This window comes from Brevibacillus sp. AG162, from assembly GCF_006715575.1.
Lineage (GTDB): Bacteria > Bacillota > Bacilli > Brevibacillales > Brevibacillaceae > Brevibacillus > Brevibacillus brevis.
In genome coordinates this window covers 125,929-142,394 of record NZ_VFNO01000003.1, presented here as the reverse complement: position 1 = coordinate 142,394, position 16,466 = coordinate 125,929, and the positions used below count along the sequence as shown (strand labels likewise).

Sequence of the window (16,466 nt, the reverse complement as noted above, 5' to 3'; positions counted from 1 at the left end):
TTTCGAGTGAGAAACATTATCAACGAGAGGGGATTCCACATGTATGGCAAAGAAAACTAGCCTGGCGCTGATGCTGACTACGACGATGCTCGTTGCTGGTCTTACAGCAGGCTGCGGGAACAACGCAAGCAATGAGGCATTGACGCAGAAGGTCGATTCGTCCGCGACTGAGAGTGCCGAAGGATTGGCAAAGAGCTCTTCTGACCAGCCTGCCTACCCGCGGGTACTAAAAGATGAAATGGGTAACGAGGTGACTTTGCCTTCCTCACCTGCCAAAATATTCGCTCCCAATCTGGAAGATACATTGGTCGCACTAGGCGTTGCTCCGGTCGTGCAGTGGTCAACTGGCTCCAGACCAAAAATGTATTTGCAAGATAAGCTAAAGGATGTGCCGTCCATTACCTTCGCAGGTGGGTTGCCTCCAGAGCCGGAAGCGGTTATGGCCCATGAGCCAGATCTCATCCTCTTGCACAATGCCAACCATATCGAAAGCGGTGTGTACGATAAATATAAGATGATTGCTCCAACGTATGTGTTCAAGCAAGCAAATGCTGAACTTGAATCTTCCGTACGCGTGGTTGGCGACCTGCTGGGCAAGTCGGCGGAAGCTGAACAAGCTTTGCAGAAGTATAAGGAGCATGTCGGGTCAGCCAAAAAGGTGCTGGCCCCCCATATCCAGGGCAAAAAAGCAGCAATCATCCGCTTCAATGGCAGAGGGATGTTCTTCATCAAGTATGATTTCTTCAGTGGATATGTACTAACCAATGAGTTAGGCTTTTTGCCGAGCCAGGTTGTATCCGGCGGTGGCATTCATTTATCACTAGAGAGCTTGCCTGATTTGGATGCGGACTATATTTTCCTCATTAATGACGCTGGTACGGGGGATGCATTCGAGAAAGAATTGACAGAAAGTGCTGTTTGGAAGAGCATGGAGGCTGTGAAGAACGGTCGTACGTTTAAAGTAGAGGGAGATCACTGGTTAAGTGGCGGTCTGATCGCACATATGAAAGTCATTGACGATGTGAAAGGATTGATTGCAAAATGAGAATTATCGAGAAAAACGGCTACTCCCCTCGTAATTGTGTAGAGTGGACACTGCAATCAAGCCAAGGTCGTGACTATCGGATTATGATTGCGATTCCGGAAGCTGAAGCTCCTCCTGAAGGGTATGCGGTTATTTATGCCGTGGATGGCGATGCGATGTTCGGAACGATTGCCGAGACGGTGAAGGTGCAAACCCGTAAGCCCAAGGGCTTCAACCCAGCCATTGTTGTAGGAATCGGCTACCCATCACGTCTGCCATTTGACATGGACCGCCGTTGTTACGATCTGACCATGCCTGTAGACGCGGCTACACTTCCTGAACGACCAAATGGGCAGCCTTGGCCAGAGCATGGCGGAGTTGATTCGTTCCTCGATTTCCTTGAACAGCAGCTGATGCCAGCTATTTCTTCCGAATGGCAAATAAATCCGAACAAACAGGCCATTTTCGGCCACTCCTTAGGTGGGCATTTTACACTCTATACGATGTTCTCGCGTCCGAAGCTTTTCTCACACGTCGTATCAGGCAGCCCTTCCGTCTGGTGGGGCAACGACGAGGTATTGAGGGAGCAAGAGCGCTTTATCGCCCAATGGAAAGGGGAACACGAACTTAAACTTCTTGTCATTGTTGGCGGCGATGAGCTCACCTTCATGGTCGAGGGTGCACAACGGGTCGTCGAGCGCATGGAACCACTCGCTACCAAAGGTGTTCAAGTAAGCTACATCAAATTCGAAGATGAGGGCCACGTAAGCGTGCTGCCTTCCGCTATTAATAGACTGGTGCGGTTTGTGCTTACGGATTAGCCCTCTGAAACTACTTTCGTAAACGTAAAGGACTGACAAATGATACGATATATTCGTTTATTGCTTCATTTCGGCTATCAAGAAGCCATGTCTTGCTTGTTTCCGGTCTTTATATTTGCTTCGCTGGCCTTATCCAAGTTCGTCACCATTCCTGGTTTGCCGAGGTATGACCTCCTGCTTTTGCTCTGCTTGCTCTTCCAGATCTTCATGTTGAAAAGCGGCTTGGAGTCTCGGGACGAATTGAAGGTCATCACGGTCTTTCACGTGATCGGGCTGTGCTTGGAAATATTCAAGGTGCATATGGGATCTTGGAGCTATCCAGAGGATGCGTACAGCAAGCTGTTTGGCGTTCCTCTTTACAGCGGCTTCATGTACGCCAGTGTCGCGAGCTACTTGTGTCAAGCGTGGCGCCGACTAGAGGTCTCACTTTCCGGCTGGCCGAATCAGATTATCGCTACCACTTTGGGAGCAATGATCTATCTGAACTTTTTCACCCACCATTATATTTGGGATTTGCGTTGGGTGCTGATGGCAGCTATTTTCATTGTCTTCTGGAAAACACGTGTTTATTTTAGCGTCGCGAACGAGCGATTTTTCATGCCCATCCCTCTTGGTTACTTTTTGATCGGCTTTTTCATTTGGATTGCGGAAAATATAGCGACGTTCCTCGGCGCCTGGAATTATCCGAATCAAAGAGCAGGCTGGGAGCTGGTGCATCTCAGTAAAATCAGCTCGTGGTTTTTACTTGTCATCGTGAGCTTTATTATTGTGGCGGAATTGAAGCATGTAAAAGCCAGAAGATCTCAATCCCACGATAGCAAGAAACACATGTAAAAAGCCTATCTACTCTTTCGTACGGAACGTCAAAGGGTGGATAGGCTTTCTCTTTTTCTTCTTATTTGATTACGGTGCTCAATACATTCTCAATCATTTGGCGGTTGGCAATGACACCTGTGTAAAGCCAGCTGGAATCTTTCGCAAACGAATAGGCATTTCCATTCTTCACAGCAGGGATATTCGCCCATACTGGATCTTTTTGCAGCTGTTCCACAGTAGTTGGATTATTGGTTACGATAAACAAGTACTCGGCATCGAGTTCAGCCAATTTCTCCATGGAAATCGCGTTCCAGTTTGCTTCTCCTGACTTGGAGATTTCCTGAACGATGGCAGGAACCTTAAACCCGAGGTCCTTGTAGAGCACATCCCCGCTAGACAAGTCCTGACGTGCTACGTACACATTTTTCCCCGTCATCCACAGTGCTGCCGCTGATTTTTCCCTGATCGCTTGCTGCAGCTTTTGTTTGGACTCGGCTGCAAATGTCTCATAATCCGCCAGCACTTTCTTCGCTTCTTCTCCCTTGTTGAGGACTTCTCCTACTGTCAGGAGCTCTTTTCGCCAATCGCTGTTCTTTTCTCTTCCAATGGTATAAGTAGGAGCGATTTTGGAGTACTGGCTATACTTGTCCCCTTGGATCAGGGCCGCGCTATCCAAAATAATCAGGTCAGGGCTGTGACTCATCACGACCTCCGGTGGCAAATCATAAGGAATCGCTGGAATACCCGCCAGCTCTTTTTGCAGGTAGCCTTGTACCTGGCTGTTCCCTACTGACCATTGAGCAACTGGCTTGACACCCAACGCTACTAAATGATCCTCCAGATAAGAAGCGATTACGCGCTGCGGTTGGGCTGGGACTGTTACTTCATTTCCCATCGCATCCTTCAGTACCCGTGGAGATTCAGCCGCTGGTGTCGCAGTCTGGCTGTTGCCCGTCTGTGTCTCTGGATTCGCAGCGTTCGGCTGGCCAGAGCAAGCACTCACGATTGTAACTAGGCTTGCCAATACTACGCTGGCTATCGAAAGTTTGGCTGTTTTTTTCATTGGTGCGTTCCTCCATCTGAGTCATGCCATCAAGCAGCGACAATTGCCAACTCGACCGCATTTCCATTGAGAATAATTATCAAAATCACAATGGGTATTATAGCGGATTATGGCAAAATGCTCAACATTTTGTTCATGGAAACGAAAAAAGACCCCCTGCTTACTTACTAAGCAGCAAGTCCTTCTTCTCCCTACTTTTTATCCTCTTAGCGTGGAACCCCGCTTAACAAGAATCGATGCAGTCCCCCGATCAGACATACGCCAGCTGTTACAAAAAATGCAATGAAGTAGGAATGGTGCCAATTCCCCAGCAAGCCTGCCAATACTGGGCTCAATACCGCTCCGATCGACAATACGGCTGAGTAAATACTAAACACGCTCCCGTATAGCTCTCGGGGTGAATGTACCGTCAAAATGGTCGCAAAAGCTGGGAACAGCATCCCAAAGCACGCACCGAAGAAAAACATCATGACGTGAATCGGAATCGCCAGCCCGATTGCGAGAGCGTACAGAAGAAGGCTGAGCACACCCAATCCAGCAAACGTTCTCGTCTCGACCGGGACGCGATGCAGCCAAAACTGGCACAGAATCGCAAGTGCCCCCAACCCTTTCAAGCTGAACAATATACCGGTAACTGCCGGGGACATCCCTTGTTTTTGGATGAGCAAAGGCACTTCATAGATGATCGTTCCTTGGGCGTAAATGATCGCAAATCCCCCAAGAAACGCAGGGTACAGCATTCGATTTTCCAGGATGGCGGTAAGGCTCTGCTTGCCTCCACCTTTGATCCGTGGCGTAGACGGCGCGCTTCCCTCTACTCTCTGGGGCAACATCATCCAAGCAAAAACGCCAGCAATAATCATCATGTAGCCGAGAATCACGAATGATTGACCATAGCCGAACTGTACCGCCAAAAAGCTACCGACTGCCGGGGATACGATACCTGCCGAGGTAAGGACCAATCCCTTTTTACCCATGATCTCGCTCTGCTCAAGTGCCGTCTTTCCTGTTTCTCCGAGCAAGGCAGAACAAGCAGGAGAGACAAACGCCATCAAAAACCCGAGCATCAGCCGAAAAGTGAAGAAACCCGCGGTATTTTGCACGATGCCTTGACCAATCAGCATCACGCCAGCCAAAATCAATCCACCTGCAATAAACCATTTTTTCGGATAGCGATCGAGAAAAGGGCCAGCGAGCAGGTTGCCTGTCAAATTACTGATCGCATACCCGCCGAGCACGAAGCCGATCATCGCAGCGGATACACCCAATACGTTTAAATACGGCGCAAGAAGAGGCGTCTGCGCGTGCATGTCAAAGGATACAAGAAACAAAACCACTAACAGGAGAGCCCTCAAAGCATTCCCTTCCTCTCTAACGGCCTGTCTTTGTCCCAGTATATGAAGGGAATGGTACAAGTAGGATAGCTAAATAAGAGGGAAGATTCAGAATAAATGTAGCATTTAATTTTGTATTACCGTAATATTTACTGTAATACTGTAATCATTTTTGATCAGGAGGTGACTTTTTGGAGCACGTTTACAAAAAAATACGAGCACTTCGTATACAGCAGGAGCTTACTTTAAAGGATTTAAGCGAGAAATCAGGATTCTCCGTCAGTTTTTTATCACAAGTAGAGCGTGGCAACAGCTCGCTCGCGATTACCTCTCTGCAAAAAATTGCGGAATGTCTGGGAGTCCCCATTACATACTTCTTTGAAGTAAAAGAAGATGTCACGTACCACACGCCCATTGAAAAGCGTCAAACGTTGCAGATAGAAGGTTCACCAGTGAAGTACATTCGAATTGGTGGGAATTTCCCCGACAGAGCGCTTGAACCCCTCCTCAACGTGCTGCCACCCGGACAGATAAAGCATGTCGCCTTTCAGCATCCCGGTGAAGAGTTTTACTACGTGGTAAAAGGATGTGTCACCATCGTCGTCGACGGAACGGAATACCATCTCGAACAAGGAGACACGATCCACTTCCCTTCCTCTCTCCTTCATACGTGGTACAATCCTTCCACTCTTGAAGAAGCCGAGATTCTGTCCGTTTTGACGCCTGTCATTTTTAGAAGCTAACCTTGTCTACCAATATAAAAGGGTGATCTGGATGCAAGAAAGACTGGAAAAACTGCACGCATATATGGAAAGCAGGAAACTGGACGTATTGTTTATTACGCATCCCAAAAACGTGTTCTATTTTACCGGATTTTTGACAGAGCCACATGAACGTTTTATGGGCCTCGTCTTGGTGAGAGGCGAATCCCCCTTCCTCTTCGTTCCACTGCTGGACGGTGAAAAAGCCCGGGAGGCTTGTCCTGCCATTATGATTTACACGCATGACGATTCACAGAATGCACTAACCGTGCTTCAGCATCTGCTGCCGACTCCCCTCTCTCACATTGGTGTGGAGAAGAACCATTTGACAGCAAAAACATATGAGGCACTCGTATCAATGGTGCACGCTACAGAAGCAGTGGATGTCGGAGAATTGCTGTGTAGTATACGCGTGGCTAAGGATGAATCTGAAATCGCTACGATCAAACGTGCTATTTGGGTGATGGAGGAATCCCTGCGCCGTACGCTCCCTCTGATATCCGTAGGGATGACGGAACTGGACGTCGTCGCAGAGCTGGAATACCAGATGAAGAAGCTAAAAGCCCAAGGCCCTTCCTTTTCAACGATTGTACTGGCTGGAGAAAAAGCAGCACTGCCCCATGGTGACCCAGGGGATCGGCTGATTGCGGCAGGAGAAGTTTTGTTGATTGACGCAGGGGTGTATGTCGATGGGTATGTATCGGACCTGACTCGTACTTTTGCAGTTAGGCAACTGAGTACAGAATTGCTTGACATGTACGATACGGTCTTGCAAGCGAATCTGGCCGGGATAAAAGCCGTTCGACCAGGCACTCCGATTGCAGATGTTGACCTAGCTGCACGAGCTGTCATTGCCGACCGGGGCTATGGAGAATTTTTCATCAATCGTGTCGGGCACGGAATCGGATTGGAGCTTCATGAGGCCCCTTACGTTCATAGCCAGGCAGAAGGAGAACTCATCCCAGGCATGGTCTTCACGATTGAACCGGGCATTTATAACACGCAGATCGGTGGCATCCGCATTGAAGACAACGTGCTCGTCACGAAGGATGGCGTAGAGGTATTGACGTCTTTTCCCAAAGAGTTGCAAATCATCGGATAAATAATAAAAGAAAAGGCTGGTGTCGTTCCTTTGAAAGTGCTGGAAACAGATCGTCTCATCCTCCGCTGGCAAACTGCGGAAGACGCTGATTTTGTCTTGAAACTGATGAATGAGCCTTCTTGGATTCGATTTATTGGCGATCGTGGTCTTCGTACGACGGAAGACGCCCGCAACTATATTTTGAATGGTGCTGTCTCGATGTACGAGAGTCATGGCTTTGGTCTGTATTTGGTAGAGCTCAAGGAAGGAAATGTTCCGATCGGCTTATGTGGACTGATCAAGAGAGATTCGTTGGAAGATGTCGATATCGGCTTTGCATTTCTGCCCGCATATTGGGGCAAAGGCTACGCGTATGAGGCAGCCTCTGCCGTTCTTGCCCATGGAAAAGAAGTTATTGGTTTAAAGCGCATCGTAGCAATCACCAACCCCGATAATGCATCTTCTGCCAATCTTCTAAAGAAAATTGGCCTGCAAGAAAAAGGGATGATTACCCTTCCAAATGATACGGCAGAGGTCAAGTTTTTTGCCATCGAGTTCTAGTCCATGCTGTCCAAATGAGTCGTGGAATTCGTGAAATGGATCAGACGTCCGTATTCGTTATACTCCAACAAGTGGATACCTGTGTCGCCTGTGCCAAAGTAAATGTCGTGCAAGACAGGCAGCTGCAAGAAGCTTTCGATGATTCTGGAGATCATGCCGCCGTGGGAAACAATCGCAATTCTTTTATAGGAAGTACTGTGATGTCTGATTGCAGAATAGATTTGCTCCCCGCGTGCGCGGAATTCGATCTTGCTCTCGCCATCTCCGCCTAGCTTTTCGTGTGGCAAGATTCCCCATGGAAACGGGACTTCCTCTAAGGGTTTGCCTGCCAGGTCTCCATTATTGTGCTCTTGCAGCTCGTGTATGTACTGAACGGGACAACCTACTGTGTCAGCCAAAATAGAAGCGGTCTCACTGGCTCGCTTGAGTGTGCTCGCCCAAATAAAGTCTGGAGGAAACTGCTCCAAAACGCGCGCTGCCATGCGCCGTGCCTGTTCACGCCCTTCTTCTGTCAAAGGAAAATCTGCCTTGCCTTCATGTACATTCAAAATATCGGCTTCGGATTGTCCATGCCGAATCAACAAAATTTGCATCGTTTTGCCCCCTCATGGCGGATAAAGAGGGCCTCGCCGTGATCGGGAGGCCCTGCAATTCCTTTTTCAATTAAGAATGAACGGTTTTCAAACCGAGAGAACTCTCGTGGAACTTGATATTCGAGTACTTATCCATCGCGACACGCAGCTGGTACTCGCTCTCAAACAGCATAACCGGACGGCCATAACGGTCGGAAACGGTTCGGTTCTTCACAGCATCGAGGTCTGCTTTCTCCCCTTCGAGCCAGCGAGCGATTTGATACGGCATACGCGTCAGCATGATGTCTACCCCGTACTCGGCTTTCAATCGGTATTCCAGTACCTCGAACTGCAGCACACCTACCACGCCAAGAATCAGCTCTTCCATCGGATGGGTGCGGAACAACTGTACCGTTCCTTCCTCGGTCAATTGCATGATCCCTTTTTGGAATTGCTTGTGCTTCATCGCGTCCTTCACCATCACCTTGGAGAAAAACTCCGGCGAGAAGTGCGGCATTTCTTCGTACTCAAACGATTTTCCGACACAGAGCGTATCGCCGATCTGGAAAATGCCCGGGTCGAAAAGACCGATGACATCTCCCGCGAACGATTCGTCGACTATTTCGCGATCCTGTGCCATAAACTGTACCGGCTGCGCCAATTTGATGTCTTTGCCAAGACGGACGTGCTTGACTGACATTCCCCGCTCAAACTTGCCGGAGCAAATACGCAAGAAAGCGATGCGATCTCGGTGAGCTGGATTCATATTGGCCTGGATTTTGAAGATGAAGCCGGAGAACGCGTTCGAATATGGATCGATCAAGCCTTCTGTACTCTTCTTCGCAGAAGGTGCTGGCGCCATTTGCAGGAAGTTGTCCAGGAATGTTTGTACACCGAAGTTATTGATGGCACTACCGAAGAAAACAGGCGTCAGTTGTCCTTTGTTGATCAGTTCCGGATCGTATTCATCTCCCGCAACATCCAGCAGGGAGATTTCGTCCTGCAATTGCTGCCACAGGTCTTGACCGACACGATCACCGATCAATGGATCTTCTGCTCCCTCTACAGGGAAAAAGGAAATTTCCTCGTGCTGTGTATTGCTTTGATACAGCTCGACACGAGACTTCATGCGGTCAAATACGCCGCTGAAATAACTGCCCATCCCAATCGGCCAGTTCATCGGATAAGAACGAATACCCAGTACGCGCTCAATTTCTTCCAAGAGCTCGAATGGATCTTTTCCGTGACGGTCCAGCTTGTTCACGAACGTAAAGATTGGAATACCCCGCATCCGACAGACCTTGAACAGCTTGATCGTCTGTGCCTCTACCCCTTTTGCTACGTCGATAATCATCACAGCAGCATCAGCAGCCGTCAGCGTACGGTACGTATCTTCACTGAAGTCCTGGTGACCAGGTGTATCCAAAATGTTGATGTGATGTCCGTTGTATTCGAAATCCATCGCACTGGACGTAACGGAGATTCCACGCTTTTTCTCGATCTCCATCCAGTCAGAGGTGGCATGCTTGGAATTTTTGCGCCCTTTGACCATCCCTGCTTCACGGATGGCTCCACCGTAGTAGAGCAGCTTTTCCGTCATTGTCGTTTTACCCGCATCCGGGTGGGAGATGATGGCGAAGGTACGGCGCTTTGCTATCTCATTTTCCCATTGGGGATTGGATTGACTCATCTTCATTCTCCTGTCATCGCAAATAAGTAACACATTCGTTTCCTCTACGATTATACCGACAAATGCTTGCCGCATCCACCTAGTAATTTTTCTTGCAGGATCGGCAAAAATAATGATTTCAAAGATGATCGTATAAGCGCATCGAAGGCCACGCAAAAGGCTTTGCGTAGCCAAGTTTCCTAAAAACCGATATAATATTCAGTAGTAAAATTTTTTTGACTGCATGACTTACATATTGATTGCCAGAATATGACAAATCTACAGGAGGAACCCTATGTCAACGACTGTTGAAACACGTGCGGCCGAATTCCGGGACTATGTGAAGAAAATAACCAGCTACACGCAAGCACTGAACGTTCTTTATTGGGACAAGGCTACACAAGCGCCTCGCAATGGAATGGATGCCCGTTCCGAAATCATCGGGACATTGGCTGGCGAGCAATTCAAGCTGGCGACGTCTAAAGAAATGGAAGCGCTTTTGACGGAGCTGAGTGAGCCATCTGTTCTCGAAACATTGGATGAAATTACCCGTCACAGTGTACTGGAATGCAAAAAGGAATTTGACCGCAACAAGAAAATTCCTGCTGACAGGCATCAGGAGTACGTCGTATTGACCGCCAAGGCAGAAACGGTGTGGGAAGAAGCTCGTGCCAACAACGACTTTTCCATGTTCCAGCCGTACCTGGAGAAAATCGTGAACTTCCAGCTCGAGTTCATCGAATATTGGGGACATGATGGCAAAAACAAGTATAACACCCTCTTGGACATGTATGAGCCTGGCATGACTGTCGATCAGCTCGATCCGATCTTCGCCACCTTACGTGAGAAAACCGTCAAGCTGGTAAAAGCGATCGCCGACTCCCCGAACAAGCCAGACACATCATTCTTGACGAAAAACTTCCCTGTGGCCGACCAGGAAGCTTTCAGCCGTTATATTCTCGAGAAAATCGGGTACGACTTCAAATCTGGCCGCATGGATCGCAGTGCGCATCCGTTCTGCACCACCTTCAACCCTGGTGATGTCCGCATTACGACACGCTACGCTGAAAATGATTTCAATTCTGCGCTCTTCAGTTGTATTCACGAGGCTGGCCACGCGATGTACGAGCAGAACATCAATCCAGACCTGCTGTTCACACCACTGTGCGATGGTACCTCCATGGGGATTCACGAATCTCAATCCCGCTACTGGGAAAACATGGTCGGACGCAGTCTGCCGTTCTGGAATCACTTTTTCGCTGACTTGCAAAAAGCGTTTCCTACCCAGTTTGAAGGCGTGTCTGTCGAAGACCTGCATCGTGCGGTTAACGCTGTTACTCCTTCCTTTATCCGGACAGAAGCAGATGAGTTGACGTACAACCTGCATGTCATGATCCGCTACGAAATCGAGAAAGGCTTGATCAATCAAACCATTCAAGTGGCTGATCTGCCAAAAATCTGGAACGAAAAAATGAAAGAATACCTGGGTGTCGAGCCTCCAACAGATGCATTGGGTGTGCTTCAGGATGTACACTGGTCAGGCGGAATGATCGGGTACTTCCCGACTTACTCGCTGGGTAATGTGTATGCGGCACAGTTCGTACACGTTATGGAGAGTGAGATCGACGGCTACGAAGAACTGATCGCAAAAGGCGATTTCGCACCGATCCGTGAATGGCTCAAGGAAAAAATCCATCAATACGGCAAAATGAAAAGTCCTCGTGAACTCGTTCAAGCAATTACTGGCGAAGGCACAAATGCGACTTACTTGATGAATTATCTTGAGAAAAAATATACAGACGTATACAAGCTGTAAGCAGTTCTACCCTTGCTATCCAATGTTCTCCCTGCTCAGGGAGGACATTTTTATTATATGCAGTTACCTTTCGTAACCTACGTACATAAAAGTGCATCCTTCCCCCCGCGGATAAATGCTAGTACACTGCACAATATACATGAGATTCCTATTGTCTTGAAAAAGGAGTGTTATCGATTGGCTATCGATCTAAAAGGAAAAACCGCAATCATTACAGGAGCAGGTAAAGGCATTGGTCGCGCTACTGCAATTGCTTTGGCAAAAGAAGGCGTGAATCTCGGCCTCTTGGCTCGCTCTGAGGAAAATTTGAAGCAAGTAGCCAAGGAAGTAGAAGCATACGGCGTGAAGGTTGCGATTGCGACAGCAGACGTCTCCAACTATGATGATGTCACGACAGCCGTTACCTCTATCAAAAACGAACTGGGTCAAATTGATATCCTGCTCAACAATGCAGGCGTCGCTAAATTCGGCAAGTTCCTGGAGCTTGAAACAAGCGAATGGGAGCAAATCATCCAAGTCAATCTAATGGGCGTATACTACGTGACTCGCGCTGTACTCCCGGGCATGATTGACCAAAACTCCGGTGACATTATCAACATCTCCTCCACTGCTGGGCAAAAAGGAGCTCCTGTCACCAGCGCGTACAGTGCGTCCAAGTTTGGTGTTCTTGGTCTGACTGAATCGTTGGCTCTGGAAGTGCGCAAACACAACATTCGCGTAACGGCACTTACGCCTAGCACAGTAGCAACCGATATGGCAATTGACTTGGGTCTGACCGACGGAAATCCTGAAAAGACTATGCAGCCTGAGGATATTGCTGAGTTCGTAGTTAGCCAGCTGAAGCTGAACAAACGCATTTTTGTGAAATCCGCTGGACTGTGGTCCACCAATCCATAGAAATCACATGACAAAAAAGCGAAAAGAGTCCGTTCATACAGGCGGATTTCTTTTCGCTTTTTTTCGAAGCCCTGTGAAAACGCTTCTTTTTTGTTCACTTTCTATCCACGATTTCTTCACGCCTTATTCACACCTGCCCAACCAAAAATGCCCTCAACTGGAGTATGATGAACATGTAAAACATTTCCACAAAGTGGAGGGTATCCTTATGATACAAATGCTGTCGAATTGGTTGTGGGGGAATGAAGAACAAGAAGTCGTTCCATTCGAGACGAAAAGATACGTCCGGAATGAAATGGAGCAATTCACGTTCAATGAGCCACAGCAAGTGCTGCCGTATCCGCATCCCCAGCTCTAAGATCCAATACTTGATCCAATATAATCTGAAGCTGCCGAAACTGGCAGCTTTTTTTGCTTCTTTCTGAAAGCGCTCACTGATGTGCTACAATGTGGTAAACAGGAGGGGTTCGCTTTGGTCGAGTTCACAGAAAAATGGTTGCCCACATACATTCGCCGCGATTTAGCGGTCTTGTTTTGCGGTATCAATCCAGGACGTATATCGGCTACGACGGGTTTCCACTATGCCAATCCAGCCAACCTGTTTTGGCGCGGATTGTACGAAGGCGGCTTGACACCTCACAAGCTCTTGCCCGAGGAGACCGCTACTCTCTTGGACTACAACTATGGCATTACCGATCTGGTCTCACGCCCTACCCGCTCCGCAACAGACCTGCGTAACGAGGATTATGCCGCAGGGGCAGAGCTGTTCGTCCAAATGATCCAGACCTACCGGCCTCGTGTCATTTGTTTTAACGGAATAACTGCTTTTCGTCACGCAACCGGACAAAAAAAAGAGGCAATTTCACTGGGGCTGCAGCCAATCAGGTACTTTGGGACAGAAGATTGGTCTGGCAGCTATGTATTCGTCATCCCGTCTACCAGTGGGGCTAACGCATCATTTACACGTGAGGAACGGATTGCCAAATTTACTGAGCTAAGTCATTTTTTACGCGAGATGAATTGGCACCCTCTTCCCCGCCCTGCTAAGTAGATCCTTCAGTGTCAACTACTCCTCTTCTTCCGTACAATACTTGTAGCTCTGTATGCAAGGAGGGGCATCAGCTGTGGACGACCTCATCAAAAAAATCCAGCACAAATACGACATGACTGTTCTGCATCACAAAACCATTCGCGATACATCCAAATCACTCGTCATTTACTTGGAAACAACCAATGGCAAATTCATCGGAAAATCTTTCCCTCTGCAAAAGGAACGTTTACATTTCATTCTGAATGCAGAAGCGCATTTGCGCAAAAACGGCGTACTCATCCCCGACATTCAACGTACCAAAAATCAAAAGCGCTACATAACTCATAAAGATAATCTTTACGTTCTCCACCAAAGATTATCCTGGTCAAATATTGCGTATAATTCTCCTATTCGAATGGAACGGGTCGGCATGGTTTTAGGTAAATTTCATGCGAGGTCGCTCGGTTTTTCCTCCAAGCATGGCAACCTTTACAATGGCGCAGAAAAATGGTCCCTGGAGTACAAGACAGATTTAGCTGCCCTTGAGAAGTGGGAGCTTAAACACGCCGGGAAGAATAATCAAAAATACGCTACTATCGCGGAATACCTTCCTTTTTTTAAACAAGCAGGGCTGACAGCCAAGAAACACTTGATATCCTCTCCATACTTCTCGAAATGGAAAAGGGAACCACTGACCAACCACTTTCTCTGTCACGGAGATTTTAACAATGGGAATTTGCTCGTCAGTAATCAAAGAATTGCGATCATTGACTGGGAGGACGTTCGTTACGATTTTCCGTCCAAAGACATTGCACGTGTTCTATCGCTTGCTATGCGAAAAAGTAACCAGTGGAACGAGGAATTGTTTTCTCATATATTGCGTGGCTATCTCCAAGAAAATCCCCTATCGATTGAGCAACTGCATTTGCTCTTTGTCGATCTCGCTTTCCCGCATATCATTGAGCGTTTTTTACGCAAGAAGCTGTATGCCCAGATGAACCTTGCTGAGATTCAACAGTTTTGCAATAGGGAAGCCCTCAAAACCGCCTTTATGTTAGACGAAGTGAAGGCCCATGTATATTAGACACAAGGCTATAGCCTGTCTATTCACATAGGCCTTCCCTATTTAACTGGTGTATACGGTTAAGTCTGGGCTATCTTCACCAATGAGCTTTGCTGGCGCGTATATTGAATGAGCTCCGCCGCCATCTCGTAATAATTGAAAGGTGTAATCAGATAGATGCCATTGAAGTAACGAACGGCCGTGTCGACCAATTCCTTCGCGATTGCGATTCCTTCCTGTCTGGCGGCCTCTCCCTGTACCTTTTTCATCCGTTCCAGAGCTTCGGTCGACAGCTTGATTCCCGGCACTTCATTATGAAGGAACTCCGCATTGCGCGAGCTGGTAAGCGGCATGATCCCGATAAAGACAGGAATGCCGATATGCTTCGTCGCCTCGTACACATTCCGAATGGACTCGGCGTCGTACACAGGCTGCGTCATAATGTAGTCCGCGCCTGCCTCGACCTTCTTTTCCAAGCGGGAAACGGCAGCATCCATATTTCGGACATTCGGATTAAAGGCTGCGCCCACGATAAACTGGGCTTTTTGCTTTAACGGACGTCCAGAGAACGAAACACCTTCGTTCAATTGCTTCACCATGCGAATCAAATCAAACGAGGTCACATCAAATACCGAGCTGGCACCTGGCAAGTCACCAAAGCGCGATGGATCACCAGTAATCACCAATATTTGGTCAATCCCCAAAGCGTGCAGCCCCATTAAGTGCGATTGCTGCCCAATCAGATTGCGGTCCCGGCAGGCAATGTGCAAGAGCGGATCGATTCCATGCCTGCTCTTCATGAGTGCCCCGAGAGCCATGTTGCTCATCCGCACTGTCGCCAGCGAGTTATCCGCCAACGTAATGGCGTCCGCTCCTGCTTTGTGCAACTCGCAGCATCCGTGGAGAAACTGGTCTGCATCCAGATCACGCGGCGGATCAAACTCAACAATGATCGTCGTTGCTGTTTTTACGCGCTCGACAATGCTTGGTTTCTCCCTCTCCCTCGTGTTCTGCACAGAAATCGAAGGACGCTCTCCAGCTACGATGGTCGGGTTCACACGCACTTGTGGCTCAAGTGACTCAAGTGCATCCGCAATCGCCTTCACATGGGCAGGCGTGGTTCCGCAGCATCCGCCAATCAACCGTACCCCCTGCTCACGCAAGCGAAGCGCACTCTGTCCAAAATATTCAGGTGATGATTTAAAGGCGTATTCCCCGTCAGTCATCCCCAGACGCCCCGCATTCGGGAAAACGGATAAAAGTGCATCTTCTGGAATTACGGTATTTTCAAACGAACGTAGCAATTCTGCGGGACCAAGGCGACAGTTTAGTCCAATCACGTCAGCGCCTGCTGCTTTCAGCTCGGAAAAAGCGTCTGTCAAAGCGTAGCCATCACGTGTGCGCCCTACTTCCAAAGTGGCTAACTGCGCGATTACAGGCACATCTGTGAGCGGGCGGATTACCTCGATCGCCAGAAGCAGCTCCTCCAAGTCCAGGAACGTCTCCAGAATCACTCCGTCTACCCCCGCATGCAACAGAGCAATTGCCTGTTCCTCATACTGGTCACGGTATTCATCCAAAACCTTTTTCTTCACCCGTCCAGCCAAAATCGATCCGATGCTCCCAGCCACATAAGCATCATCCTGTGCGGCTTCCCGTGCAATGGCGACTGCTAGCCGGTTAATCCGCGCTACCTTATGCTCCAGACCGTAACGACTCAACGCATCTCGGTTGGCAGAATACGTATTGGTCTCCAGGAAACGTGCACCGGCCTGATAGTAAGAGGTATGAACTTCATGCACCAAACGAGGGTTGGATAAACACAGCTCCTCAAAGCTGACGCCAACTGGGACGCCCAGCCCGTGCAGCTGGGTCGCCATCGCACCATCTCCGACAAGCAGGTGGTCTTTCAAATAGGCTCGTAAATCTTTCTTTCTCGTCGTCAACTCAATCCCTTC

The 16,466-nt window shown here is 48.5% G+C and carries 16 protein-coding genes; 11 read left to right on the top strand and 5 right to left on the bottom strand.

Annotated features, from left to right (window positions below; genetic code table 11):
- The first annotated feature begins 43 nt into the window (after positions 1 to 43).
- Genes FB479_RS10490 through FB479_RS10480 form a run of 3 tightly spaced genes read left to right on the top strand, consistent with a single transcriptional unit; the run spans position 44 to position 2,679 of the window.
- Positions 44 to 1,045 carry an ABC transporter substrate-binding protein gene (locus tag FB479_RS10490; RefSeq protein ID WP_142064906.1) on the top strand — a complete coding sequence of 334 codons (1,002 nt, stop codon included), beginning with the start codon at positions 44 to 46 and terminating at the stop codon, positions 1,043 to 1,045.
- Positions 1,042 to 1,845 (top strand): alpha/beta hydrolase, encoded by an 804-nt coding sequence (locus FB479_RS10485; RefSeq protein WP_142064903.1) that lies wholly within the window; start codon positions 1,042 to 1,044, stop codon positions 1,843 to 1,845. The genes FB479_RS10490 and FB479_RS10485 overlap by 4 nt, the downstream gene beginning before the upstream one ends.
- A gap of 39 nt (positions 1,846 to 1,884) precedes the next feature.
- Positions 1,885 to 2,679, top strand: coding sequence for a DUF817 domain-containing protein (locus tag FB479_RS10480; RefSeq protein WP_142064900.1), 795 nt, complete (start codon positions 1,885 to 1,887; stop codon positions 2,677 to 2,679).
- Between the two features lie 61 nt (positions 2,680 to 2,740).
- Here the strand turns inward: FB479_RS10480 and FB479_RS10475 are convergent, their stop codons facing one another.
- Together FB479_RS10475 and FB479_RS10470 are read right to left on the bottom strand one after the other, a co-directional pair.
- Positions 2,741 to 3,724, bottom strand: a complete 984-nt coding sequence (locus FB479_RS10475) for an ABC transporter substrate-binding protein (RefSeq protein ID WP_142064897.1) — start codon at positions 3,722 to 3,724, stop codon at positions 2,741 to 2,743.
- A gap of 206 nt (positions 3,725 to 3,930) precedes the next feature.
- Positions 3,931 to 5,079 carry an MFS transporter gene (locus FB479_RS10470; protein ID WP_142064894.1) on the bottom strand — a complete coding sequence of 383 codons (1,149 nt, stop codon included), beginning with the start codon at positions 5,077 to 5,079 and terminating at the stop codon, positions 3,931 to 3,933.
- Positions 5,080 to 5,249: 170 nt separating this feature from the next.
- Between FB479_RS10470 and FB479_RS10465 the strand changes: the two genes are divergently transcribed.
- From FB479_RS10465 to FB479_RS10455, 3 genes are read left to right on the top strand one after another with little or no spacing between them, the layout of a single operon-like run.
- A complete protein-coding gene (locus FB479_RS10465; RefSeq protein WP_142064891.1) occupies positions 5,250 to 5,801 on the top strand; it encodes a helix-turn-helix domain-containing protein in 552 nt (183 codons plus the stop codon).
- A 31-nt stretch (positions 5,802 to 5,832) separates the two neighbouring features.
- Positions 5,833 to 6,921, top strand: coding sequence for a M24 family metallopeptidase (locus FB479_RS10460; protein WP_142064888.1), 1,089 nt, complete (start codon positions 5,833 to 5,835; stop codon positions 6,919 to 6,921).
- A gap of 30 nt (positions 6,922 to 6,951) precedes the next feature.
- A complete protein-coding gene (locus tag FB479_RS10455; protein ID WP_255438353.1) occupies positions 6,952 to 7,461 on the top strand; it encodes a GNAT family N-acetyltransferase in 510 nt (169 codons plus the stop codon).
- Here FB479_RS10455 and FB479_RS10450 read toward each other — a convergent pair.
- Both FB479_RS10450 and FB479_RS10445 read right to left on the bottom strand, forming a co-directional pair.
- Positions 7,458 to 8,054 carry a histidine phosphatase family protein gene (locus FB479_RS10450; RefSeq protein WP_142064882.1) on the bottom strand — a complete coding sequence of 199 codons (597 nt, stop codon included), beginning with the start codon at positions 8,052 to 8,054 and terminating at the stop codon, positions 7,458 to 7,460. The two genes, FB479_RS10455 and FB479_RS10450, sit on opposite strands and share 4 nt — an antisense overlap.
- Before the next feature lie 70 nt (positions 8,055 to 8,124).
- Entirely contained in the window at positions 8,125 to 9,723 is a 1,599-nt protein-coding gene (locus tag FB479_RS10445) for a peptide chain release factor 3 (RefSeq protein ID WP_106652818.1), read from the bottom strand.
- 274 nt (positions 9,724 to 9,997) lie between these two features.
- Here FB479_RS10445 and FB479_RS10440 point away from each other — a divergent pair, with 274 nt between their 5' ends.
- The 5 genes from FB479_RS10440 to FB479_RS10425 all read left to right on the top strand — a co-directional run bounded on the left by FB479_RS10440 (position 9,998) and on the right by FB479_RS10425 (position 14,529).
- Positions 9,998 to 11,518 carry a carboxypeptidase M32 gene (locus tag FB479_RS10440; protein WP_142064880.1) on the top strand — a complete coding sequence of 507 codons (1,521 nt, stop codon included), beginning with the start codon at positions 9,998 to 10,000 and terminating at the stop codon, positions 11,516 to 11,518.
- 177 nt (positions 11,519 to 11,695) lie between these two features.
- Positions 11,696 to 12,415 carry a 3-ketoacyl-ACP reductase gene (locus tag FB479_RS10435; protein WP_048032431.1) on the top strand — a complete coding sequence of 240 codons (720 nt, stop codon included), beginning with the start codon at positions 11,696 to 11,698 and terminating at the stop codon, positions 12,413 to 12,415.
- Between the two features lie 208 nt (positions 12,416 to 12,623).
- A complete protein-coding gene (locus FB479_RS30470; protein ID WP_162837744.1) occupies positions 12,624 to 12,773 on the top strand; it encodes a hypothetical protein in 150 nt (49 codons plus the stop codon).
- A gap of 114 nt (positions 12,774 to 12,887) precedes the next feature.
- Positions 12,888 to 13,466, top strand: coding sequence for a mismatch-specific DNA-glycosylase (locus FB479_RS10430; protein WP_142064877.1), 579 nt, complete (start codon positions 12,888 to 12,890; stop codon positions 13,464 to 13,466).
- 73 nt (positions 13,467 to 13,539) lie between these two features.
- On the top strand, positions 13,540 to 14,529 hold the full coding sequence (locus tag FB479_RS10425) for a phosphotransferase (protein WP_142064873.1): 990 nt from the start codon (positions 13,540 to 13,542) through the stop codon (positions 14,527 to 14,529).
- A 59-nt stretch (positions 14,530 to 14,588) separates the two neighbouring features.
- Here FB479_RS10425 and FB479_RS10420 read toward each other — a convergent pair whose 3' ends face one another.
- Positions 14,589 to 16,454, bottom strand: a complete 1,866-nt coding sequence (locus FB479_RS10420; RefSeq protein WP_142064870.1) for a bifunctional homocysteine S-methyltransferase/methylenetetrahydrofolate reductase — start codon at positions 16,452 to 16,454, stop codon at positions 14,589 to 14,591.
- Positions 16,455 to 16,466 lie beyond the last annotated feature (12 nt).